A 24,037-nucleotide genomic window follows, 5' to 3' on the forward strand; every position below is an offset into this window, starting at 1 on the left:
CCTGCCCCGCCCGCATCCTCTGACAGATGCGGGCGGCATTTCCATGTCATCAGGAGATCGCCGTGCAAAGCGTCGTATTCCCCAACAAGATCCTGCCCTATCTGCTGGTCGCCCCGCAGATCATCCTCACGGTGATCTTTTTCTTCTGGCCGGCCAGCCAGGCGCTCTATCAGTCCACCATGCGCGAGGATGCCTTCGGGCTGAACAGCAATTTCGTCGGTCTGGCGAATTTTTCCGCGGTACTTTCTGATGAAAGCTACCTCAACTCGCTGCAGGTCACCGTCGTTTTCAGCATCCTCACCGCGCTTGTTTCCATGGGGCTGGCGCTGCTGCTGGCAACGGCGGCAGACAGGGTGGTGCGCGGCAAGGGCTTTTACCGCACCATGATGATCATGCCCTATGCCGTCGCGCCGGCGGTGGCCGGCATGTTGTGGCTTTTCATGTTCAATCCGGCCATGGGAACCTTCTCTTATATCCTGCGTCGCAACGGCATCATGTGGGACCCGCTGCTCAACGGCAATCAGGCCATGCTGCTCGTCGTCGCGGCGGCTGCGTGGAAACAGATCAGCTACAATTTCCTGTTTTTTGTCGCGGGCTTGCAGGCAATTCCTAAATCATTGCTGGAGGCCGCCTCCATTGATGGCGCGCGCGGTTCGCGGCGCTTCTGGACCATCGTTTTCCCTCTGCTTGCGCCGACCACCTTCTTCCTTCTGGTCGTCAACACGGTCTACGCCTTCTTCGACACCTTCGGCATCATCCATGCGGTGACCGGCGGCGGCCCCGCAAAGGCGACGGAAACGCTGGTTTACAAGGTCTATAATGATGGCTTCGTGAACCTCAATCTCGGCTCATCCGCCGCGCAATCCGTGATCCTGATGGTGATCGTCATCGCGCTCACTGCCTTCCAGTTCCGCTTCGTCGAGAAGCGCGTGCATTACGGCTGAGGACGTCCTGATGATTGAAAATCGCCCCATCGCACGCGTGATTGCCCATCTGATGCTGGTGCTCGGCATCATCATCGTGGCCTTTCCGATCTACTACACCTTCATCGCTTCCTCGATGACGTCGAACGACATCATCCGGCCGCCCATGTCGCTGCTGCCAGGCGGCCATCTCGGAGAAAACTATACCGACGCCATGGTTGGCGGCGTGGAAAGGGTCGTCGGCGTCAGCCTCGAACGGCTGCTGTTCAACAGCTTCGTCGTGGCGCTGGCCATCGCCATCGGCAAGATCATCATCTCGTTCCTGTCCGCCTTCGCCATCGTTTTCTTCCGCTTTCCCTTCCGCATGGGCTTTTTCTGGATGATCTTCATCACGCTCATGCTGCCGGTGGAAGTACGCATCCTGCCCACCTACAAGGTCATCGTCGATCTGGGCCTGATCGACACCTATGCGGGGCTCACCCTGCCGCTGATGGCTTCAGCCACGGCGACCTTTCTCTTCCGGCAATTCTTTCTGACAATTCCCGGTGAAATGGTGGAAGCGGCGCGCATCGACAATGCGGGTCCGTTCCGTTTCATGCGCGATATCCTGCTGCCGCTGTCGAAAACCAATATCGCGGCACTTTTCGTGATCCTCTTCATCTACGGCTGGACGCAATATCTCTGGCCGCTGCTCGTGACCAACGACGCAAAGATGAACACGATCATCATCGGCCTCAAGCGCATGGTGGATTTTACCGATGCCTCGACGCCCTGGAATTACGTGATGGTGACGGCGATCCTCGCCATCATCCCCCCTGTTATCGTTGTGGTGCTGATGCAGCGCTGGTTCGTCAAAGGTTTGGTGGAGACCGAGAAGTAATGGCAAAAATTGCGCTGAAAGACGTCCGCAAGGTTTATGGCGGCAATGTCGAAGCCATCAAGGGCGTATCGATGGACATCGCCGATGGCGAAATGATCGTGCTCGTCGGTCCCTCCGGCTGCGGAAAATCCACCCTGCTGCGCATGATCGCCGGTCTGGAAGGCATTTCCGGCGGCCAGATCGTCATCGGCGACCGCGTCGTCAACGATCTGGAACCCTCAGACCGCGACATTGCCATGGTATTCCAGAACTACGCCCTCTACCCGCATATGACGGTGCGCCAGAACCTTGCCTATGGCCTGAAGAACCGCAACACGCCGAAGGAGGAGATCGAGCGGCGTATCACGGAGGCGGCCAAGGCTCTCGAAATCGAACAATTCCTGGAGCGCAAGCCGCGCCAGCTTTCCGGCGGCCAGCGCCAGCGTGTGGCCATGGGCCGCGCCATCGTGCGCAAGCCCGCGGCATTCCTGTTCGACGAGCCGCTTTCCAACCTCGACGCCAAGCTGCGCGTGCAGATGCGCGTCGAAATTCGCCGTCTGCAGCGCTCTCTCGCCACGACAAGCGTTTATGTCACCCACGACCAGATGGAAGCCATGACGCTCGCCGACAGGCTGGTGGTGCTGAATGCCGGCCGAATCGAGCAGATGGGCACGCCGATCGAGCTTTACGAGAAACCGGCCACGACCTTTGTCGCCACCTTCATCGGCTCGCCCTCGATGAACCTGCTGAACCACGGGACGGCGACGGCCAACGGCTCTTCCGGTTGGTCGGTGATAGAAAGCACGGCACTGCCGCAGGGCGCTGCCACGCTCGGCATCCGCCCGGAAGACATCACCCTTGCCAGTGAGGCACCCACCGACGCTGCATTTACCGGCACCGTGCAGGTGGACGCCGTGGAACTGGTGGGTGCGGAAAGTTACGTGCACGGCTCCTTCGCCGACGGCACCACCATCGTCTTCCGCGTCCACGGCCGCTCACAACTGCGCATCGGCGAAACGCTGAAAATCGCCGCCCAGGCAAAGGATTTCCATCTGTTCGATTCGGCGGGGAAGCGGATTTAAGCCACTGCGGGATGCCATTACTGCGATGTCCAGCATCTAAGTAATGGCGTCCCGTCGTGTTAGCCGCCCTTTCTCGCCGTGAAATGAAAGGTAAGGACATCACCTTGATAATGCTCGGAAAGCAAAACGTCCTTCATTCCGTTCCGACTGAACGCCGCGAGGATGGCGATAGGATCATATTCCGACATTCGCATTGAAAGTGTATTCCAGCCTTTTCCACGCAGGAATCTGTATGTTGCCGCCAGCACTGGCACATTGTGGCGCAGGTGATAGCGTAGACGGTCTGACAAGCGGCGTTCAGGCCGTTTGACGCTCGCCTGGAGAATGGCGACACCGTTGGGGCCGACCTTAGACAGCAACTTGTCGATCAGCATCACTCCCCTCCTGGCATCTACGTGCTGGAGAACGATATAGCTGAGGACGAGGTCAAATTCGCCCGAAGCGTGACTTAAATCGTCGTCTGAAGGGACCATTTCGACATTTTTGACATTGTATAACTGGCAGTTCTTAACGGCTTCGGCACGCATGTCTGGAGATAGTTCAACGCCGATTACGGTTTCAAAACGGGATGCAAGCGGTATGCTCATTCGAGCCACCCCGGCACCGAACTCAAGAACACGCCCTTTACCCAACGGCCCGCAATACTGTTCCGCACGACCCAGCATCCAAGAGACATTGGCTTCCCCGGTTGCGAAGAATTCTCCCTTCGTTGCCTCGATATTTGAAGTGTGAAATCGGTCTTCGGAATACACGCCGTAATATGGGTTTTTCCTGCCCCATTCCAGCCACTGCGTATCGCTCATAAAATCCCTCAAACATAAGCAGACAATAATATTTATATATCCACTCAATACAGTAACAGATTTTACTTTGCAAAACAAATATATCTACAATAAATGCTATTAATAACACACAAGCACAACCAAAAAATATATTATGTATACTCGGACGAGCACTGACGTGTATTAAGGGGGCGATGCGGAAAGACGCGGTGAAGCAAACATCGCAAATTTCGACTGAACCCCCTTTCAGTTTTCAAATGAAAAGGGGGTTCAAAAGCCTGAAATCCCGTGCTTCGCCTCCATGAACGGCGACCAATCAAGGGAGCGCCAACCTACCAGACGAGTTCCACCTGCGGCCGGCCATTGGAAGTTTTCTCCAGGGTGCGGCCGGAGGTATCGACATTGCAATGAACGCGCTGGCGGAAAGCGGAGAAGCTTTCGAAGGTCACGACATCCACGGGATCATCGAGATGCAGGGTCAGCCGGTAACGTTCGGGATCGCCGCCGAGCGCCTGCACGCCCAGAACGGAGGCCACGAAAGGCTGCCCGAGGTAAAAACCTTCCACCCTCGAACCCAGAAGATAGGGATTGAAGGCGGGACGATTTCCCGCGGCGGCATGTAGCGTATTCCAGTCGCGGAAGCCATATTGCGCGGCGATAAGTTCCAACGCCTTTGAATGGGCGATTGACTGTCCCTCATCCTCAAGAGCGGCACGCAGGCGCTTTGCCTGTTCTTTCAGCCCCTCAAGTGCGGGAAGCGGTTTGGACACGTTCATAACGGTTCTCCAACATGTGCATGCCGAATGTTCCGAAGGGGGTCCGCGTTGCCATCGACGACATGCAAAACATGGGATGACCGTTATCAAGAAAAGAGCTTCACCAGGGGCGCAAACGCGCCTGCGGACGGCCGGGGCTCTTGCCCGTGGCCGTCCCTATAGCCCAGAAAGCGCCGCCCGTCAAAGGCCGCGCTTCATTGATCTACTGTCAGAAACGATAGGTGATACCCGCGCCAATCAGCCACGGATCCAGCTTGGCCTTGCCGCTGATCGGCGTGCCACCGAGTTCCGCCGTCCAGTCGGTCTTGAGGAAGATCTTCTTCACGTCGAAGTTCACACCCCAATGCTCATCCAGCATATAGTCGAAACCGACCTGCACGGCGGCGCCCAGCTTGTTCTTGACGTCGAGATTGCTGAAACCGGGCTTTTCGGTCTGGTTGTAGAACAGCGAATAGTTCACGCCCGCGCCGATATAGGGCTTGAAAGCGCCGAAGTCGGTGAAGTGATATTGCAGCGTCAGTGTCGGCGGCAGCAGCCAGGTCTTGCCGACCGGCGTGCCGGCCAGCACGCCCTCGCCATTGATTTTGGCATAGGTGGTGCCGAGAATGAGTTCGGCGGCGAAGTTATCGGTGAAGAAATAGCTGATGTCGAGTTCCGGGATTACGGTATCCGAATAGGACAAGCCAGCCCCTGGCACACCGTCGACGCTCCCGCTGTCGTTGGTGATGACGCCGAGGCCGCGCACGCGCAGCATCCACGGGCTTGCCGCCGCAATCGCTTCCTCCGCAGTCGGAGCCGGCGCCGCCTGGGTCATATCAGCGGCTATCGCATCGGCGGACCCGAGCATGGCGGCAACGCCAATCGCAACACTGGCAAGCAAGGCGTTGTTTCTGTTTCTATTCGTCATTCCATCTCTCCTATAGCGCACCGCAGCCGGGCAAGTCCCCGGAACCGGCTGATGACGGCGGGCCTTGCGAATCTTCGCCTGCCGCAACCGCTTGGGAGCCACTATGACGAAGGGTGACGCAGGCCGATTGAGATGGATCAAACCGGGATGCCCTTCATGTATGGAAGCGATGAACCGGCAAGCATTGTGGCAATTACGCAACAATACCGCCCGGCGACCCGCCTGCAGAAGACAGAATAAGGAGAAGGCCACATGCGCAGGCCTCCCCCATGCATATCACGCCGTCTGCGGCGTCAGGGTCGCGGAGCCCGGCTTCCGCAGCAGCAGAACCGAGACGGCGGCAATCATGCACATCAGACCGGCAATCTGCAGCGCGGGCATATAGGTATCGAAGTCGCTCTTGAAGAAACCGGCGCCAAAGGCGGCGGTGGCTGCCCCCAGCTGATGGCCGGCAAAGACCCAGCCGAAAACAAGACCGGCCTTTTCACGGCCGAAGTTTTCCGCGGCAAGCTTCACCGTCGGCGGCACGGTCGCTACCCAGTCCAGCCCGTAGAAGACGGCAAAGACCGAAAGCTCCACGAAGCTGAAGCCTGAGAATGAGAGGTAAAGCAAGGAAAGACCGCGCAGACCGTAGAACCAGAACAACAGGAAGCGATTGTCGAACCGGTCGGAAAGCCAACCGGCGAAGATCGTACCGAAGAAGTCGAAAATGCCGATCACCGCCAGCGTTCCCGCCGCTGTTACCGCAGCCATGCCGAAATCGCCGCAGATCGAGATCCAGTGTGTCTGGATGAGACCGTTGGTCGAAAGTCCGCAGACGAAAAACGTGCCGAACAGCACCCAGAAGACGGGGTTGCCCGAGACGCTTTTCAGCGTCACCAGCGGCGATGCCAGCGTGGCGAGGAGATTGTGGTCCTGCTTGACCGGCTTTGTCACCACCGTCTCGCCATAGGCCGGCAAACCGACATCGGCGGGGTGGTCACGCATCAAAAGCAGGACGAGGACCATGGCGGTGGCAATCACCGCGACGGACAGGGTCAAGGCGGTTCGCCAGCCATAGGCTTCCGTCAGCGCCGCCAGCAGCGGCAGGAAAACCAGCTGGCCGGTGGCGTTGCTTGCCGTCATCAGGCCGATCACCAGTCCCCGACGCTTGGAAAACCAGCGTGTCGCCACGGTGGCGCCCAGCACCAGGGCAGTCATGCCGGTGCCGACGCCGATCACCACGCCCCAGAGCAGCAGCAATTGCCACACCTCAGTCATGAAGAAGGAGGCGACAATGCCGCCCATGATCAGGGCAAGCGCGGTGGAAACCACCTGCCGGATGCCGAAATGGTTCATGAAAGCGGCGGCAAAGGGCCCAAGCAGACCGAACAGCACAAGCCTGACGGCCATGGCCGAAGAAATATCGGCGATATCCCAACCGAATTCCTGATGCAGCGGCTGGATCATCACCCCCGCCGATCCCATCGCACCCGCGGTGGCCAGCATGGTGAGAAAGGTGGTCGCGGCGACGAGCCAGCCATAGTGCAGATTTCTGCCGGCCATCCAGCTTGCGAGGCGTGTGGAGAGCATGTTCGAATTCCCTTTCCGGCGGCCGCGGCCCACATTTTACGGGTATACACCCCACATTGCGGGCAGATACCCGCATATCACCAAAAAATTACAAGGCTGCGAGCAACTCCTGCAATTGTGCTGTCTTCTCGGGCCCAAGCCGGGCCTCGATTTCATCCTGCACCCCATCCCAGAGCGGTGCGCCCGCCTTGAGGATCGCGTGCCCTTCCTCCGTTACGGTCAGCATCGCTTCCCGCTGATCCTCACCGTGACCAATAGAGACCAGACCCATCCGCGCCAGCACCTTTGCATTGCGGCCAACGGTAGAGCGATCCAGTTCCACCCGGGCAGCCAGATCCGTGAGCGAGACCGGCGCCATCCGATTGATATTTCGCAGCAGGCTGAACTGAGCGATGTTGACACCAAGCGGCGCCAGCGCCTCGTCATAATAGGACGAGACCTTGCGGGATGCTTTGCGCAACAGGATACAGTGGCAATGGCTGCTTGACATGACACCGGGTATATACCCGTATATTGCCGCGCGCAAGACCTGCCCCCCAAATTGTCGAGCGCCGCAGGGCCTCGCAATCGCGCAAAGCACAAACAATAAACCCCGGCTTTGGGCCGGGGTTTAATATCATGACAGAGGTTCGTCTCAGGCAGAGAGCCTGCGGCCGCTTGCCACCAGCAGGCCGGCAGCACCTTCAAGCCAGCCAGCTTTCAGCTCCAGCGCCAGGAAACGGCTACGCTCGAACGGGCCGGGCATGATGAGATGCTGGGCCTTGTCGGCGAAAAAGCCGAAACGCTCGTAATAGGGGGCGTCGCCAACCAGAAAAATGGCGCCATGGCCCCGCCTGGTGGCCTCGGTAATGGCGGCGCGCATCAGCGCCGAGCCGATGCCCTTGCCCTCATGGGCGGCATCGACGGCCAGCGGGCCGAGCAGCAGCGCTTCGACGGCGCGGCCTTCGCGGGAGATACCGGCTTCGACGTTCCACAGGCGCACCGTGCCGATGACATGGCCGTCCTCATCGCGGGCGACGAGCGCCAGGCCTTCGGCGGGAACGCGGCCGGCGCGCAGCTTTTCGGAAGACTTGCGGCGGCGTCCGGCGCCCATGGCGCGGTCCAGCAGGTTTTCACGGGCAACGACATCGCCCGGATTTTCCTGATCGACATGAAATGTCTGCGGTGTGAAAAATGCCCGTACCGAATTCAAAAGAGCGGCCATCCTTGGCCTCCCGTCACACAACCGCCCACACGCGGCCCTTGATGAAAATTGGTGGAGCCGTTCCGGCCCGCCGACACGCTTTCCTCGGCTGGAAGAGGTGCAGCAAGCAGGGATTTGCGCAACAGCACAATCGGCAGGGCCGGAACGGAAGCTTGGTCGAGACGCCGCTCTTTCAGCGGACGGCACTCGGATCAGATGACGTAGGCCTTCAGCGGCTCGAAACCGTTGAACGCAACCGCCGAATAGGTGGTCGTGTAAGCGCCCGTGCCTTCGATCAGAACTTCATCGCCGATGGTCAGCGAGACCGGCAGCGGATACATGTTCTTTTCATACAGCACGTCGGCGCTGTCGCAGGTCGGGCCGGCCAGAACGCAGGGCTCCATCTCGTCCTGATCGCGCTCGGTGCGGATCGGGTAACGGATCGCCTCATCCATCGTCTCGGCGAGACCGCCGAACTTGCCGATGTCGAGGAACACCCAGCGGTGGTTATCATTGTCGGACTTGCGCGACACGAGAACGACTTCCGCCTTGATGACGCCGGCATTGCCTACCATGCCGCGGCCCGGTTCGATGATGGTCTTCGGGATCTGGTTGCCGAAGTGCTTGCGCAGCGCCGTGTCGATGGCCTGGCCGTATTCTTCGGCAGCCGGAACGTCGCGCAGGTACTTGGTCGGGAAACCGCCGCCCATATTGACCATCTGCAGGTGGATGCCCTGTTTGGCAAGCGAAGCGAAAACGCGCTTGGCATCGGCCAGTGCCGCATCCCATGCGTCAAGGTTCATCATCTGCGAACCGACATGGAAGGACACGCCGTAGGACTCGAGACCGAGCTGATGGGCGTAGACCAGAACGTCGACAGCCATCTGCGGTACGCAGCCGAACTTGCGCGACAGCGGCCATTCCGCACCTTCGCCATCCGTCAGAACGCGGCAGAACACGCGCGCGCCGGGAGCTGCACGGGCAACCTTCTCAACTTCCTCATGGCTGTCCACGGCGAAGAGATCGATGCCGAGCGCATGGGCGCGCGCAACATCGCGTTCCTTCTTGATGGTGTTGCCGAAGGAGATACGTTCGGAAGTCGCACCCGCATCGAGCGCCATCTGGATTTCAGCCACGGAGGCGCAATCGAAGTTGGAGCCGAGCGAAGCAAGCAGCTTCAGGATTTCGGGAGCCGGGTTTGCCTTCACGGCATAATAGATCGCGCTGTTCGGCAGGGAGTGCCGGAACGCGTTGAAATTGTCGCGCACGACGTCGAGATCAACCACGAGGCAAGGGCCTTCGGGACGTCGGGTCTTGATGAAGTCGAGAATGCGTGCAGTCGTCATCGATGTATTCCCTGTTAAACCGGCTCCGGAAAAATCCGGAGGACAAAGGACGCTCGAGATATGCATTCGAATCAGCCGGTGGAGGCGCAGAATCGATAGCATACGCTCAAGGCGCGAATGTGAACGACGCCCTGCCAGAGCATCATTCGGCTTTGTCTGCCATGGATTGGAGGGAATGACCCGACCGCACTTCAGGCAATGATGGTGTGCCTCTTTAGTACCCCGGCTGATGGAGAGCCGGCAGAGAACCAGAAAGGCCCGCACCGTCGTTGCTTCGTATGTCCTCGCATTTTCCGGTTGGCCGAAATAGCGACTGGAGGGGTTAGTTCCAGGTACCTTACCTAAATCCTCACCACATCGAGGAATCGGCGGACACACATGGGCACGTGCGACTTTGGGCAGCACGGGAGATAAGAATATTCGCCGTCATAATCAAGAGGATTTTTTCACCATATAGCGGAATTTTTCAGCAGCGATTTTAAGGTTGAACAGTCAGGGCGCGGTGTTCAATTATATGGAACAAACTGGAGGGTTTTCATGGACACGCTGACGCGCATCCGCGCCTTTATCGATGTTGTCGAAGCGGAGGGGTTTTCCGCTGCGGCGCGCAAGACCGGGCGCTCCAAGGCGCTTCTGTCCAAATATGTGCGGGAACTGGAGGACGATCTCGGAGCGCTTCTCTTAAACCGAACCACGCGGCAGTTTTCGCTGACGGAAGCCGGGCACACCTATTACCGCACAGCATCCGACATTCTGAAGGAGATCGACAATCTCGCCGACCTTGTTCGGGAAAAGAATGCCGATCTGAAAGGAAAACTGCGGATCTCCGTTCCACGCACTTTCATCGACGCGGAGGTCGGCCAGAGCCTCATCGACTTCGCCAAGGAAAATCCGGAACTGTCGCTCGAGATCGTCGCGGAAGACCGATTCGTCGACCTGATCGAAGAAGGCTTCGATCTCGCGATCCGGATCACCCGGCTGGAGGATTCGGGCCTGATCGCCCGCAAGCTTTCCGATTTCCGGGTCTATGCGGTGGCGACGGCGGATTTCGTCGCGCAACACGGACCGCTCGATGGTCCGCAGGATTTCTCCCGCGTTCCCTTCATCATCGACACCAATACGCGTTTTCATAATACGGTGCGGTATCTGGAGCCGGATGGCGGCTCAAATTCGGTCGCCATCAGCGGACCCATCGAGGTCAACAGCCCACAGGCGACCCTGCGCGCGGCGCGTGCCGGCCTCGGAATCGCCATGGTGCCTGACTTTATCGCCCGGCCCTATATCCAGTCCGGAGAACTGGTGACGCTGTTCGACGATTATATTTCCAAGGACCGCGGCATTTATGCGGTCTATCCGCATCGTCGCTACCTGCCCGCCAAGGTGCGCAGCTTCGTGGATTATCTCTCGGCGTGGTTCAGGAAGAACGGGTGAAGGCGGCATTCGCCGAGCGTACTTACGTCATGCCGGACTTGATCCGGCATCCAGCCACGGCGCGTCTGCGCCGTGAAAGGACTCTCCCGCGATCAAGGACTTGATCGCCCTGGACCCCGGATCAAGTCCGGGGTGACGGAGTGGGGATGCAGCCGTCTCGCCAAATCCAAACCTAGGCAAAACTTTTAGCAGCATCGACGCCCGCCTTGCAGCGGGCGTCGCATGGCAGAAGCCAGCTCGTCAGAACGGCGAATCCGGGAAGTAGAACTGCTCGGCATTGTCCTTGGTGATCAGCGTTGCATCGAGGATGTACTCACCCGCGACCGGCACCTGATCGTAGAAATGCCCGGCCGTCAGCTGCATGGCGGTCGCCACCATCGCCGGCGGATAGAGCACGTCGACCGGCACAAGCTTGTCGCCGTCCATGACCTTCTTGATCATGTCCTTGGACCCGGCGCCCGCGACGATATACTGGATATCGGTGCGTTTGGCCTGCTGGATGGCTTCCAGCACGCCGATCGCCATATCGTCATCCTGACACCAGACCACGTCGATCTTCTTGTACTTGGTCAGATAGTCCTGCATCACACGGAAGGCGTCGTCGCGGTTCCAGTTGCCGTACTGGCGGTCGAGAACCTTGACATTCGAGCCGGCGATACCCTTGTCGAAGCCATCCTGGCGCTGCTGGTCGATCGGGATCGGCAGGCCGCGAATGACCACGACTTCGGCATCCGGCGTCGTCTTCTTGATGTATTCGCCGGCTACCTGGCCGAGCGCCGGGTTGTTGCCGGCCACATAGAGATCGCGGATCGAATTGTCGTTGACACTCGGCGCGCGGTCGACGAGCGCGACGAAGGTACCCTTGTCCTTGATCTCCTTGATGGCGTTGACAAGCGGATCGGGATCGGACGGCAGGACGACCAGCGCGTCGAGCCCCTGCACGGCCAGATCCTGCAGCGCATTGGCCTGGTTTGCGGCGTCCGGCGATGTCTTGACGATGACGTTGAGACCCGGATGCTCCTTCATCAGAAGCTTCGCCACACGTTCGGCATGGTAGACCACGCCCGCCGTCCAGCCATGGTCGGCCGCCGGAATGGACACGCCGATCGTGACCTTTTTGTCCTGCGCGTGGGCCGAACCCGCCAGCACCGTTGCCAGCGCGGCAAAGGCCACGCCGATGAATTTATTACGCATAGTCTCTTTCCTCCCAAGACCGGGGCGTTCCTCCTCCAACCGCGCCTGCCCCACATGGCGCGGTGTGATACCTTACCTGCGGCTGAGCGAGCGCTGCACCAGCATGGCGATGATGATGATGGCCCCCTGAATGGCGCCGATCAGATATTCGCTGACGAAGTTCGACAGGATCATGATGTTGCCGACGATCTCCAGAATGAAGGCGCCGCAGATCGTGCCCCAGATGCGCCCTACCCCGCCGCGCAGCGCCGTACCGCCGACGACGACGGCCGTAATCGCCTGCAGCTCCCACAACATGCCTGTCGTTGCCGAAGTAGACGCGAGGCGCGGGACGTAAAGCAGCACCGCAACGGCGACGCAGAGCCCCTGTACCACATAGGCGATGGTGCGAACCCGGGCGACCGAAATGCCGGAATAACGCGCAACATCCTCACTGGAGCCAACCGCCGTCAGATGCCGCCCGTAGCGGGTACGGTAAAGCACGAAGGCGGCTATCGCAGCCGTGACGAAGATGACGATGACCGGCACCGGCACGCCCAGAACATTGCCGAAATAGACCGGGCGATAAAGCGTCTGGATTTCCGGGTTGCGCAGCGTGATCGCGCCGCCCTGCGACAGCCAGGTCGTCAGCCCGCGATAGATACCCATGGTGCCGAGTGTGGCGATGAAGGGTTCGATGCGGCCGATGGTGGTGATGAGCCCGTTTACCAGCCCGCAGGCCGCGCCGATGGCGAGCGCGAGTGCCATTGCCGCAAGAAGCATCAGCAACGGGCTCGCTATCGCGCCGCTGTTCATGAACAGGATCATCAGGCTGGCCACGAAAGCAACCATGGCGCCCACCGACAGGTCCAGCCCGCCTGACGTGATGACATAGGTTGCGCCCAGCGCGATGATGGCGATGAAGGCGCTGCGGGTGATGACATTCAACAGATTGTCGATGCCGATGAAATTGGGATTGGCGATGGTGCCGAGAACCAGCAGCAGTGCCAGCGCCACGAAAGGCGCGACGGCGCGCAGGTCCCAGTCCTTCGAGGTCTTCGGCGTTTTGCCGTTATCAAATGCGGCCTCAGTCATATTTCCCCTCAGTTTCTTTTGTCAGGCCATGTTTCCCCGAACGCGGGCGCTCAGGCGGGTTCCTGCGTGTGAACACCCGTCGCCAGCGCCACGATGTCGTTTTCAGTCATGCGCTCCCCCGTCACCTCACCGACAATCCTGCCCGAACGCATCACCAGAATGCGGTCGCAGATGCCTATCAGCTCCGGCATTTCCGAGGAAACCACGATGATCGAGCGCCCCTCATCCGCAAGCCCGGCGATAAAGCGGTAAATCTGCTCCTTGGTGCCGATATCGATGCCGCGGGTCGGCTCGTCGATGATGACGATGGACGGGTCGAGCAGCATCATCTTGGCCAGCAGCAGCTTCTGCTGGTTGCCGCCGGAAAGCTGGCCCGCCAGCAAGTCCTTGCGTCCTGTGCGAATGTCGAAGTCGCGCACTGCAGCATCGAGCGCGGCCGTTTCCCGGCCGGTGTCGATCTGGAACAGACGGCTGAATTTTTTCAGCGACGCAAGCGTGAGATTGACCCGCAGATCCTTGGTGAGCAACAGCCCCTTCCCCTTACGGTCTTCGCTGAGGTAAACGATGCCGGCCCTGAGGCTGTCCTCCGCCTTGGCGAAGTGCACCGTCCGGCCAAGGTGACGCACCGTCCCACGCCCGGTCCGCAGGCCCAGCACACCCTCCATCAGCTCCGTCCGGCCCGCCCCCACCAGCCCGGCAAAACCAAGGATTTCACCTTTGCGCAGGCTGAAACCGGCATCCTGCGCATAACCGGGGACGTTAAAATGCTCCACCTCAAGAACAGGCTCGCGCTCGCCGCCGGCGTTCCGGTCGGGATAGAGTTTCGCCACATCGCGCCCCACCATCAGCCGCGCCATATCGGCAGGCTCCAGCTCCGAGGCCGGGTGAGAGGCGACCAGCCGGCCGTCGCGCAGCACGGTCACGCGGTCGGCGATTTCCTTCACTTCCGGCAGGCGGTGCGAGATATAGAGCACGGCCACGCCTTTCGCGCGAATATCGCGGATGACGTTAAGCAGCGCCTCGGTTTCGATAGGCGTCAGGCTGGCCGTCGGTTCGTCAAAAATGACCAGCCGATGCGGCACGAGCAGCACGCGCGCGATCTGCACCAACTGCCGCTGGGCGATAGACAGGCTGCCGACGATGGCATCGGGGTCTATCACGCCGCCCAGTTCGGTGATCGCCCTGCGGGCGCCGTCGCGCATGGCACGATCGTCCACCACTGGGCCCTTGCGCAGTTCGCGGCCAAGGTAGATGTTCTGCGCCACCGTCAGATCAGGCGCGAGCAATATTTCCTGATGGACGAGCACAATGCCGCGATGTTCGGCATCCACCGGCCCGCTCAGCGTGACCGGGTCGCCGTCGACACGGATCTCACCGCCCGAGGGCTTTTCATTGCCCGCCAGCAGTTTCATGAGCGTCGACTTGCCGGCGCCGTTCTCACCGATGATGGCATGCACCTCACCGGCCCGCACGTCTATCTCTATGTCCTTCAGAACCTGAACCGGTCCGAAAGATTTCGATAACCCGACCGTCCGGACAAGTGCCGGTTCCGCAGTAACCTCAGCAATAGCCATGCGCCCTCACCGACATCCGGTGCGAACGGGCGGCTCCTGCCCTTCGATTGTCCTTGAAGTGACCATGAACGAACTCCTCCCAAAGCTCGAAGAAGAAGCTAGCGTTGGTTTTGAGGTACGTAAAGCAAATTTCGCTTGTCTGTTAGAATACACTGAAATGTGAGGGCCGTCCGGTGGACGGGGAGCTCGCAAAACGCCTCACTACGCAGGGGAACGCTGGAAGCCTTTCATGAGGCGATGTACCGCTTCGGCGCCGTCGCTGGCCAGATCGAATCGTTTGCCGAACAGCAGCCAGTCGGAGCACATGCCCTTCAAAAGCCAGTAAAGCGCGCCAAGCGCGGATTCCGCGGTCCAGTTGTCGTTAAACGCGCCTTCCGCCTGCGCCCGCTCGAAAGCCGCCTCCAGCCGCTCCTTGTGGTATCGATCCAGCTCCTCCTGAGCATGAAGCACGGGCGCGAACTCATCGGAATAATTGGTACGAAGACTGATCGTCATGATGCGCTGGCGCTGTTCGTCGCCCGCCAGGAGCGCCAGCCATTTGCAGGCCGCTTCTTCTATCCTGGAGAGCAGCGCCGCACCCTTGAGGTCGGGATCGCCGAAATCGAGCAGGTCGGATTCCGGCAGAGCCACCGATTGGTAAAGGCCGATGAAGAGATCGGTCTTGCTGGAAAAATGCCAGTATATCGCCCCGCGTGTGACCCCGGCCGCGGCCGCCACCTCGTCAAGCGAGCTGTTGGCAACGCCCTTCTTGAAGAACACCCGCTCGGCAGCGGCAAGGATCGCCTGACGCGTCTCTTCTGCCTCGGCCTTGGTACGGCGCATTCCGTTATCTCCTTCCACTGCCGGCACGGCGCTTCCGCACCGTGCCTTTCCTCAATACCGGGGCGTCATGACATGACGGTATCCCGGCTTTCCCTCGATGTTATTCCGCCGGTGAAACGGCGTCAGCAGCAATCTCGTTCTCCTTCTTCCGATCCCCGAAAATCTTCATGACGAAAACAAAGAACACGGGAACGAAGAAGATCGCGAGGATCGTCGCCGAGATCATGCCGCCGAGAACACCGGTACCGATGGCATTCTGGCTCGCGGCGCTCGCGCCGGAGGCGATCGCCATGGGCAGCACGCCGAGCGAGAAGGCGAGCGACGTCATCAGGATCGGCCTGAAGCGCAGATGCGCCGCCTCCACCGTCGCATCATAGGTGGATTTGCCCTCTGCCCGCAAATCCTTGGCGAATTCGATGATGAGGATCGCATTTTTCGCGGAAAGGCCGATGATCGCGACGAGGCCGACGAGGAAGTAGACATCGTTCGGCATGCCGCGCAGCATCACCGCCGCCACCGAGCCGATGACCCCGAGCGGCACCACCAGCATGACGGAGAGCGGAATTGACCAGCTTTCGTAAAGCGCTGCGAGCAGCAGGAAGACGAACAGCACGCTGAGACCGATGAGCGCCGGTGCCTGCGAACCCGACTGGATTTCCTGCAGTGACTGGCCGGTCCATTCGAAACCGAAACCGCCGGGCAATTCGCGCGCCAGACGTTCCATTTCGGCAATGGCATCACCGGAGGAGTAGCCCGGCGCCGCCTGGCCACCGATACGGATCGCCGGATAGCCGTTATAACCGACCACCTGAGAAGGACCGCGCACCCATTCCACCGAGGCGAAAGAGCTGATCGGCACCATGCCGCCATTGGCGTTGCGGACGTTGAGGTTCAGAAGATCCTCGGTCTTCATGCGCTGGCCCTGTTCGGCCTGCACCGTCACGCGCTGCATACGGCCGGCATTGGGGAAGTCGTTGACGTAGGACGAACCCATATTGGCCGAGATGGTGGCGTTGATATCGCTGAAAGTCACGCCGAATGTGTTTGCCTTCTCACGGTCGATGACGAGATTGACCTGCGCCGCATCCGGCATGCCTTCAATGCGAAGGCCGGCAAGGATGGGGCTCTGCCGCGCCGCGGCCATCAGCTGCGCGCCGGCGGCGCTCAGTGCCGTCTGGCCCGCTCCGGACCTGTCCTGCAGGCGGAAGGTAAAGCCGCTGGAGTTGCCGAGACCCTGAATGGGCGGCGGCGACAGCGCGAAGGACATTGCGTCCGGCAGGCCCCAGAGCTTGCCATTGATCCGGGCTGAGATGGCCGCTGCAGAATCCTCCGGTCCACGTTCGCTCCAATCCTTCAGCGTCGCGAAGGCGAGGCCGGCATTTTGGCCGGAACCGGAGAAGGAGAAGCCCGACACGGCGATGACGCGTTCAACCGCCGGCTCTTCCAGGAAGATCTTTTCGATCTGCTGGATGGACTGCAGGGTGCGGTCGCTGCTGGCTTCCGCAGGCGCCTGGATGTCCACGATCAGGTAGCCCTGGTCTTCGTTCGGCAGGAACGAGCTCGGCAATTGCATATAGGCCCAGCCGAGACCGACCAGCAGCGCCGCATAGATCATCATGAAGCGGCCGGAGCGCTTGATGATGCCGCCGACCGAAGACGAATATTTGTGCGACGCCTTGTCGAAGTTGCGGTTGAACCAGCCGAAGAAGCCCTTCTTTTCATGATGCCCGGCCTTGATGGGCTTCAGGAAAGAAGCGCACAGCGCCGGCGTCAGCGACAGGGCCAGGAAGCCGGAGAACAGGATCGACACCACCATGGTCAGGCTGAACTGCTGGTAGATGATGCCGACGGCGCCGGGGAAGAAGGCCATGGGCACGAACACGGCCGTCAGCACCAGCGTGATGCCGATGATCGCGCCGGAAATCTGGCCCATTGCCTTGCGGGTCGCCTCCTTCGGCGACAGATGCTCTTCCGCCATGATGCGCTCGACATTCTCAACGACGACGATCGCGTCATCCACCAGAATGCCGATGGCGAGAACCATGGCGAACATGGTCAGAACGTTGATCGAGAAACCCGAGACATACATGATGGCGCAGGTGCCGAGCAGCGCCACGGGCACCACCAATGTCGGAATGATGGTGTAGCGGATGTTCTGGAGAAACACGAACATCACCACGAAGACGAGGATGATCGCCTCGATCAGCGTGTGAATGACCTTCTCGATCGAAATCTTGACGAAGGGGCTGGTGTCATAGGGAATTTCATACTCTATGCCCTGCGGGAAATAGCGCGACAGCTCCTCCATCGTGGCGCGTACGCCCTCCGATGTCTGCAGCGCATTGCCGGTCGGCGACAGCTGCACGCCGATGGCGGCGCTCGGCTTGCCGTTCAGGCGGCTCGAGAAGTTATAGCTTTCGCCGCCCACCTCCACACGCGCGACATCGCGCAGCCTGACGGAAGAACCATCCGGGTTGGCGCGCAGCACGATGGAGCCGAACTCTTCCGGCGATGTGAGCTGACCCTGCACGTTGACGGTCGCGGAAATCTGCTGGCCAATCGGGTTTGGCGATGCACCGATACGGCCGGCGGCGACCTGCGAGTTCTGCGCCTGGATGGCGCCGATGACGTCGCTAGACGTCAGGCTGAGGCCCAGCATCTTGTCCGGATCCATCCAGATGCGCATGGAGCGCTGGGTGGCAAAGAGCTGCGCGCTGCCAACGCCGGGAACGCGGCGCAATTCGCCGAGCACGTTGCGGCTGAGATAATCGCCGAGACCGATGGCATCGGTATTGCCGTCGACGGAGGTGAGCGCCACCATCATCAGAAACGAGGTGCCTGCCTGTTCCACGCGCAGGCCCTGCTGCGTCACTGCCTGCGGCAGGCGTGGCTCCACGCGTGCGATGCGGTTTTGAACTTCGACCTGCGCCTCACCGATATTGGTGCCTGGTTCAAACGTGACGTTGATCGAAATGCGGCCGGAAGCCTCCGATGTCGACTCGAAATAGATCAGGCCGGGAACACCGTTCAGTTCCTCTTCGATCGGGCGCGTGACGCTCTGGTAGATATCTTCCGGCGCAGCGCCGGGATAGGTCGTGGAGACCGAAATCTGCGGCGGCGCCACATTCGGATATTGCGCAATAGGCAGCATGGGAATGGCGAGCAGGCCCGCCAGCATGATGAAGATGGCGACGACCCAGGCAAAAATGGGCCGATCGATGAAAAAACGTGCCATGAAATCGGTCCTTATTGCTTCTGGGCCGGAGCCGCGCTCTCGCTGCCTGCGGCAGCGGCGACATCGGCCTCGTCGGACCAGGGTTCAGGCTTCACCTTGGCTCCCGGGGCGGTCTTCTGGAAGCCTTCGGCAACAACGCGGTCGCCATCCTTCAGCCCTTCCGAAATTACCCAGCGGTCACCGATGGAACGGCCGACGCTGACGCGCCGCTGCTCGACCGTATCTTCGGCATTGACGACAAGCACGCTCGCCTGACCGCCGGCATCGCGCTGAACCGCCTGCTGCGGCACCGCGAATGCAGCCTTCTGAATGCCCTGCTGGATCTGCACGCGGACATACATGCCCGGCAGCAGATCGCCGTTCGGGTTGGGAAATTCACCGCGCAGCGTCACCTGGCCGGTGGTCTCATCAACCGCCGCCTCCGAAAACAGCAGACGGCCGGGCTGCGGGTAACGGCTGCCGTCATCGAAGAGCAGATTGACTTCGGCTTCATTCGGGCCGGTCATCAGCTTGCCGTCCTGAAGCGCCTTGCGCAGACGAATGAGATCGGCCGCCGGCTGGGTGAAGTCGGCATAGATCGGATCAAGCTGCTGGATCGTCGCCAGGTTTTCAGAACCGGTCGCGCTGACGAGCGCGCCTTCCGTAATACGCGCGCGGCCGATCCGGCCGCTGATCGGGGCTTTGACATCGGCATATTGAAGATTGAGCTTCGCTTCCGCCAGGCCTGCCTCAGCCACCGCCACCTCGGCATCGGCCTGCGCCAGCTGGGCAATGGCATTGTCGAATTCCTGCTGCGAACCAACGTTGGAACGGCGCAGCTGCTGCTGCCTGTCGGCCGTCTGCCGGGCCTGAAGCTGCGCGGCCTGCGCCCGGCGCAACGTGCCCTCGGCGCTGTCGACGCGCACCTGGAACGGGGCGGGATCGATGCGGTAGAGGACATCGCCTTCCTTCACCAGCGAACCCTGCTCGAACACGCGCTCAACGATGATGCCTGAGACACGCGGGCGCACTTCGGCAAGTCGCGTCGGTGCAATGCGGCCCGGCAGGTCGTTGGTTATCGGCAACTCTTCCTGCTTTACGGTCACGACCTTGACTGCACCAGGCGGCGGCGCGCCGGGGGCAGACGCCTGCTCGTCGCTACATCCGACCACAACGATGCCCGCCAACAACACCGCCACGATCTGCCCCAGTCTATTCGCCATTCTGCGCTCCGAATCCATGAAAAAGGTCACATTTACATACATACTAAGACGTATGTAAATTTCTGACAATAGAATTGTTGCAGCGCAAAACCGGCCTCACGCGCTTGTGAAGCCGCGCGAGACGGCGTGGAAACACGGCCTGCATTCGCAAGAACATCGGGAAACGGAAGGCACTGGGACCCACGACGGCGTGGGTCCCGCCTTGGGCCTTATGGCCGGAAGATCAGAAATAATTGCGAGAGCAAGGGTCGACGACCCGTCTTACCCTCAGGACAAACGCTTCAGCGAGCTGGCTTCGGGCTGGGGGCCGGCATTGGTCTTGTCGTTATTGTCGGCAGATCTGTTACGCAGCGCCGCGTAATAGGCATTTTTCTGCTCGTACATATTCATATCGGCGCGGCGCACCAACGATTCCATCGTCTCGCCTGCCTCGCTGGTCGCCACACCCAACGACAGGCTGAGCGGCGCGCTGGAATAGAACTGGTTGTTGATCTTCAGCAGCTCATAAACGGTTTCGACCATGGCGGCGGCCACCTGCTTGTCGGCGCCGGGAAGAAGAATGGCGAATTCGTCGCCGCCGATGCGGGCTGCATGGTTCGGCGCGGTCACCACGCCGTTCAGCACCTCGCCCATGCGTCGCAACAGGGCGTCGCCGGCATCGTGCCCAAGCTTGTCATTCGCGTCCTTCAGGCCGTTGAGATCGATCACGATCGCCGATACGGGCCGCAACGCGCTGCGCTCCAGCCTGTTCAGCTCGTCGGAATAGAAGGCGCGGTTGTGCAGCTTGGTCAGCACATCGTGCTTGCCGAGATATTCGAGGTAGGCTTCGGCTTTCTTGCGCGCGGTAATATCCGTCAGCGCCACCTGCACCAGAGACCAGTCCCGCTCATACCCGGGAAAAACCGAAAAATGCAAAAGCAGATGCCTCTCGGAACCGTCCAGCGCGTAGTTCACCACCTCGCGGTGATGGCTGAGATTACCGTTCCAGAGTTCCATCAGCTGTTCGCGGAACGGCTTTTCCATCTCGTCTCGGAAAATATCGCCGAGCCGCTGCAGCAGAACCTGCCGGTCCGGCGCACAGAACAGGTCGAGCGTCGCGCGATTGACGTCGATGACGCGGATTTCGCTCATGCATTGCCGCACGAATTCCGGATGCACATCCATGAAGACCCGGAAATCGATGATGCCGCGCTCCCTGACCTCCTCGATCAGGCGCCTTACCCGGCTGAAATCCTCCACCCATAGGGACACAGGCGAATGTTTGAACATGCCCTCGGCATAACGGCGGTTGAGCAGCTCCTTGCGGCGGGCCTCCTCCCGCTCCGTCACATCCTCGGTGGTCAGAAGCAGCCGGTCGAGCGTGTCCTCGTGGCCGGGTATCACCGCGCCGCGCAACTGAATGTCCAGTCGCTTGCCACCGATCGAATAATTGACAGCATTGCTGGTGAATTCCGTCTTGCCGGCCCAGAGTTCGGAAAGCTCGTTCACATGGCTCTCTAGCATGTCATCGCGAAAGATGCGGTGCAGATTGTCGACGAGATGGTTCTGGTCGTGGGCCTCGAACAGTTCCAGCGTCCTGGCGTTGACCTGGATGACGCGGATCTTCTGCGAACAGGCCGCCACCCTTGTCAGATCGTCCAGAAGAAACGCCCTGAGATCCTCTACGCCCTCCGCCCGCCAGATATCGAACTGGCGCTTTACCTCGCTGAAATCCTCGATCCACATCGCCACGGGCGCAAGATTGAAGACATTGGCATCGATCGTCTCAGTCATACGGGCAAGTCTTCTCAAGGGTAGGTGCAGGCGGATCACCAAACGGAGCGGCGCAGCACTAGCCGCCGCCTACGGGAATTTATTAGGGATATTCGATCCAAAGCAAGCATTTATCGCGCAAACCGCCGGATTGCGCGACAATTCATGGTTTTTGCAGACCGCAGGCCCGTTACCAGAGCTTCACGTGTCGGTTTACATCCTTATAGAGCAGATAGCGGAATCGGCCCGGCCCGCCCGCATAACACGCCTGCGGGCAATAGGCGCGCAGCCACATGAAGTCGCCGGCCTGCACCTCCACCCAGTCCTCGTTCAGCCGGTACACGGCCTTGCCTTCGAGAACATAAAGGCCGTGTTCCATGACATGGGTTTCCATGAAGGGAATGGTCGCGCCCGGCTCGAAGGTGACGATGTTGAGATGCATGTCGTAACGCACGTCATCAGGATCGATGAAACGGGTCGTCGCCCATTTGCCGTCGGTGTCCGGCATTGCCGAAAGGGCGGTCTCGTCTTCATGGGTGAAGATCGCCGGCGGCGGCTCCAGCCCGTCTACGGCCTGAAACGTCTTTCGCACCCAGTGGAATTTGACCGGCGCCTTGCCCGAGTTACGAACCTGCCAGCGGCTGCCGGCCGGAAGGAAAGCGAAGGAGCCCTCCCGCAACTCATGCCGGGCGCCCTCGAATTCCACGGTCATCTCGCCGTCGACGACGAAGATCGCCGCCTGCGCCCTTGCGTCCGGCTCCGGCCGGTCGCTGCCGCCGTCGGGCTGCACTTCAACGATATATTGCGCGAAAGTCTCGGAAAAGCCGGTCATCGGCCGGGCGATGATCCAGGCACGCGTGCCGGTCCAGTGGGGCAGCACGCTTGTCACGATATCGGACATCACGGTCTTGGGGATGACAGCATAGGCGGTCTTGAATACAGCCTTGCTCGACAGGAGTTCCGTCTGCCCGGGCAGACCGCCCATATCCGAATAATATCTCTTCATTTCAGCCATTCCATTCTGCAATGCATTCGGCGCGGATTCTTAGGCCCGCGACGAGGTTTAAGCAAATGGTTATTGGCAGGAAGACGGGCCGAAGGATGTCATGCCTTCTTACGCATCGTCGCGTAGACGATATTGTGGTTCTCGCCGAAGAACACCTCAGCCTCGATGCTGTCCGGATCGGCGCTGGCATTGACGATCCGCCACATATCCGCCTTCGAGCGCAACAGCAGCGCCCAGTTCATGAAGGTTTCCATGTAGCCGTCTACAACGATGTCCTCGGAGAAGTTGGCGAAGAGGAACATGCCGCCGGGTTTCAGCATCTCCATGCAGCGCCGCGTGAGTTTGATCGCCACACGGTCGTTCAGGTAGTCGTATAGACCGGCTGCGTATATCAGATCGAAAGTGCCGAGCTCCTGCGTGCGCAGGACGATATCGCGCACCGAGCCGTCGATCGCCTCGATGCAGGTGCCGGCGAAATCGCGGGCAACGGAACCGACGCTCAAGGGGTCCTGATCGAGCGCCACCCAGCGCCGCAGCCTGCCCTCCTTCAGCGCCGCGGAAGCATCCGCCTCGCGCAGATGTCCGGACGCTATGGTGAGGATTTCGGTATCTTCACCGTGCCGGGCCGCCGCTTCGTCGACAAAGCGCGTCAGCAGATCCCGTCGCTCGCGCACCGCCACGGAAGAACTGGCGTCCTTCGTATAGTCGTAAAGATCACGCCCCAGCGGCGTCGCATTCTTGACCAGACCGGCAACGCTTTCGTGGCCATAGATAAAATCCAGCAATTGCGCATCGCCGGAATAACCCCGCGGCTTGTCGAACGACCAGCGCGTGAAGGGATCCTGCAGAAAACGCTCCGACACGGGGTGATTCTGTATGATGGGGATCAGTTCAGCCCACACGCTTGAGTGGAGTTTTTCTCGCAACCCATGCAGCGCCCCCGCCGTTCGATGTATTATGTCATGTGCTGAAATACCATTATCGAACTGCTGCTGTGCCAATTCGAGAATGATGGCAATTTCTGCTTTTGCAACTGCGAACTGCTCATCGAACGTTTTCGTTTTGCGTGCAAAAATCTCTTTTGCGACAGTATCCGGGGTGATCAGACTTGCCCCATCCAGATTTTTCTTCTTTACCCGCACCACTTCAGCCTCCAGTGTTAACACATTGTTAACTATACGTTTCTGGGACACCGAAGGCCACTCGATTTCGATTTTTGCGCGGTGTAGGGATAGATTAGTAAATTAGCGTATTTTTTTGGTCACACTCTCGGGTGACGGCCGGGAGGATAGGCGGTTTAGTGAAACTTAATGTTGC

The 24,037-nt window shown here is 60.0% G+C and carries 20 protein-coding genes; 4 read left to right on the plus strand and 16 right to left on the minus strand.

Features of this window, described 5'->3' with window-relative positions:
• The first annotated feature begins 62 nt into the window (after positions 1 to 62).
• The 3 genes from ugpA to BTN45_RS15315 are packed head-to-tail and all read left to right on the plus strand — an operon-like array spanning position 63 to position 2,864.
• Positions 63 to 944 carry a sn-glycerol-3-phosphate ABC transporter permease UgpA gene (gene ugpA / locus BTN45_RS15305; RefSeq protein ID WP_004445049.1) on the plus strand — a complete coding sequence of 294 codons (882 nt, stop codon included), beginning with the start codon at positions 63 to 65 and terminating at the stop codon, positions 942 to 944.
• Positions 945 to 954: 10 nt separating this feature from the next.
• On the plus strand, positions 955 to 1,803 hold the full coding sequence (gene ugpE, locus BTN45_RS15310) for a sn-glycerol-3-phosphate ABC transporter permease UgpE (protein WP_004445050.1): 849 nt from the start codon (positions 955 to 957) through the stop codon (positions 1,801 to 1,803).
• Entirely contained in the window at positions 1,803 to 2,864 is a 1,062-nt protein-coding gene (locus BTN45_RS15315) for a sn-glycerol-3-phosphate import ATP-binding protein UgpC (RefSeq protein ID WP_006700376.1), read from the plus strand. The genes ugpE and BTN45_RS15315 overlap by 1 nt, the downstream gene beginning before the upstream one ends.
• A 59-nt stretch (positions 2,865 to 2,923) precedes the next feature.
• On the opposite strand, the gene BTN45_RS15320 is transcribed toward BTN45_RS15315, so the two are convergent.
• The 7 genes from BTN45_RS15320 to odc2 all read right to left on the minus strand — a co-directional run bounded on the left by BTN45_RS15320 (position 2,924) and on the right by odc2 (position 9,430).
• A complete protein-coding gene (locus BTN45_RS15320; RefSeq protein WP_113382402.1) occupies positions 2,924 to 3,667 on the minus strand; it encodes a class I SAM-dependent methyltransferase in 744 nt (247 codons plus the stop codon).
• 311 nt (positions 3,668 to 3,978) lie between these two features.
• Positions 3,979 to 4,422, minus strand: a complete 444-nt coding sequence (locus BTN45_RS15325) for a glyoxalase superfamily protein (protein WP_207589868.1) — start codon at positions 4,420 to 4,422, stop codon at positions 3,979 to 3,981.
• A gap of 208 nt (positions 4,423 to 4,630) precedes the next feature.
• Positions 4,631 to 5,329 (minus strand): OmpW family protein, encoded by a 699-nt coding sequence (locus tag BTN45_RS15330; protein ID WP_004445064.1) that lies wholly within the window; start codon positions 5,327 to 5,329, stop codon positions 4,631 to 4,633.
• A gap of 276 nt (positions 5,330 to 5,605) precedes the next feature.
• Positions 5,606 to 6,901: an MFS transporter gene (locus BTN45_RS15335; RefSeq protein WP_034496672.1), complete on the minus strand. Its 1,296-nt coding sequence runs from the start codon at positions 6,899 to 6,901 to the stop codon at positions 5,606 to 5,608.
• A gap of 88 nt (positions 6,902 to 6,989) precedes the next feature.
• The gene (locus BTN45_RS15340; RefSeq protein ID WP_207589870.1) at positions 6,990 to 7,391 is read right to left on the minus strand and encodes a MarR family winged helix-turn-helix transcriptional regulator; all 402 of its coding nucleotides are present in this window, start codon (positions 7,389 to 7,391) and stop codon (positions 6,990 to 6,992) included.
• A 144-nt stretch (positions 7,392 to 7,535) separates the two neighbouring features.
• A complete protein-coding gene (locus BTN45_RS15345) occupies positions 7,536 to 8,105 on the minus strand; it encodes an N-acetyltransferase (protein WP_207589872.1) in 570 nt (189 codons plus the stop codon).
• A gap of 191 nt (positions 8,106 to 8,296) precedes the next feature.
• The gene (odc2, locus tag BTN45_RS15350; RefSeq protein ID WP_207589874.1) at positions 8,297 to 9,430 is read right to left on the minus strand and encodes an ornithine/lysine decarboxylase; all 1,134 of its coding nucleotides are present in this window, start codon (positions 9,428 to 9,430) and stop codon (positions 8,297 to 8,299) included.
• 537 nt (positions 9,431 to 9,967) lie between these two features.
• On the opposite strand from odc2, the gene BTN45_RS15355 reads away from it, so the two are divergent.
• Positions 9,968 to 10,861: a LysR family transcriptional regulator gene (locus BTN45_RS15355; RefSeq protein ID WP_004445076.1), complete on the plus strand. Its 894-nt coding sequence runs from the start codon at positions 9,968 to 9,970 to the stop codon at positions 10,859 to 10,861.
• Between the two features lie 240 nt (positions 10,862 to 11,101).
• Here the strand turns inward: BTN45_RS15355 and BTN45_RS15360 are convergent, their stop codons facing one another.
• From BTN45_RS15360 to BTN45_RS15400, 9 genes are all read right to left on the minus strand, one after another.
• The gene (locus BTN45_RS15360; RefSeq protein WP_004445078.1) at positions 11,102 to 12,055 is read right to left on the minus strand and encodes a substrate-binding domain-containing protein; all 954 of its coding nucleotides are present in this window, start codon (positions 12,053 to 12,055) and stop codon (positions 11,102 to 11,104) included.
• Between the two features lie 72 nt (positions 12,056 to 12,127).
• On the minus strand, positions 12,128 to 13,129 hold the full coding sequence (locus BTN45_RS15365) for an ABC transporter permease (RefSeq protein WP_045531660.1): 1,002 nt from the start codon (positions 13,127 to 13,129) through the stop codon (positions 12,128 to 12,130).
• Positions 13,130 to 13,179: 50 nt separating this feature from the next.
• Positions 13,180 to 14,703 (minus strand): sugar ABC transporter ATP-binding protein, encoded by a 1,524-nt coding sequence (locus BTN45_RS15370; protein WP_044459250.1) that lies wholly within the window; start codon positions 14,701 to 14,703, stop codon positions 13,180 to 13,182.
• Between the two features lie 201 nt (positions 14,704 to 14,904).
• Positions 14,905 to 15,525 carry a TetR family transcriptional regulator gene (locus tag BTN45_RS15375; protein WP_006700369.1) on the minus strand — a complete coding sequence of 207 codons (621 nt, stop codon included), beginning with the start codon at positions 15,523 to 15,525 and terminating at the stop codon, positions 14,905 to 14,907.
• Positions 15,526 to 15,625: 100 nt separating this feature from the next.
• Positions 15,626 to 18,760, minus strand: coding sequence for an efflux RND transporter permease subunit (locus tag BTN45_RS15380; protein WP_112766314.1), 3,135 nt, complete (start codon positions 18,758 to 18,760; stop codon positions 15,626 to 15,628).
• A gap of 11 nt (positions 18,761 to 18,771) precedes the next feature.
• On the minus strand, positions 18,772 to 20,004 hold the full coding sequence (locus BTN45_RS15385; protein WP_034496683.1) for an efflux RND transporter periplasmic adaptor subunit: 1,233 nt from the start codon (positions 20,002 to 20,004) through the stop codon (positions 18,772 to 18,774).
• A gap of 225 nt (positions 20,005 to 20,229) precedes the next feature.
• Entirely contained in the window at positions 20,230 to 21,735 is a 1,506-nt protein-coding gene (locus BTN45_RS15390; RefSeq protein WP_004445093.1) for a sensor domain-containing diguanylate cyclase, read from the minus strand.
• 169 nt (positions 21,736 to 21,904) lie between these two features.
• Positions 21,905 to 22,729: a bifunctional allantoicase/(S)-ureidoglycine aminohydrolase gene (locus BTN45_RS15395; protein ID WP_113382397.1), complete on the minus strand. Its 825-nt coding sequence runs from the start codon at positions 22,727 to 22,729 to the stop codon at positions 21,905 to 21,907.
• An 89-nt stretch (positions 22,730 to 22,818) separates the two neighbouring features.
• Positions 22,819 to 23,865, minus strand: coding sequence for a class I SAM-dependent methyltransferase (locus BTN45_RS15400; protein ID WP_006700367.1), 1,047 nt, complete (start codon positions 23,863 to 23,865; stop codon positions 22,819 to 22,821).
• Between the last annotated feature and the right edge of the window lie 172 nt (positions 23,866 to 24,037).

Source organism: Rhizobium sp. ZX09 (assembly GCF_017357485.1).
Classification (GTDB): domain Bacteria; phylum Pseudomonadota; class Alphaproteobacteria; order Rhizobiales; family Rhizobiaceae; genus Agrobacterium; species Agrobacterium pusense.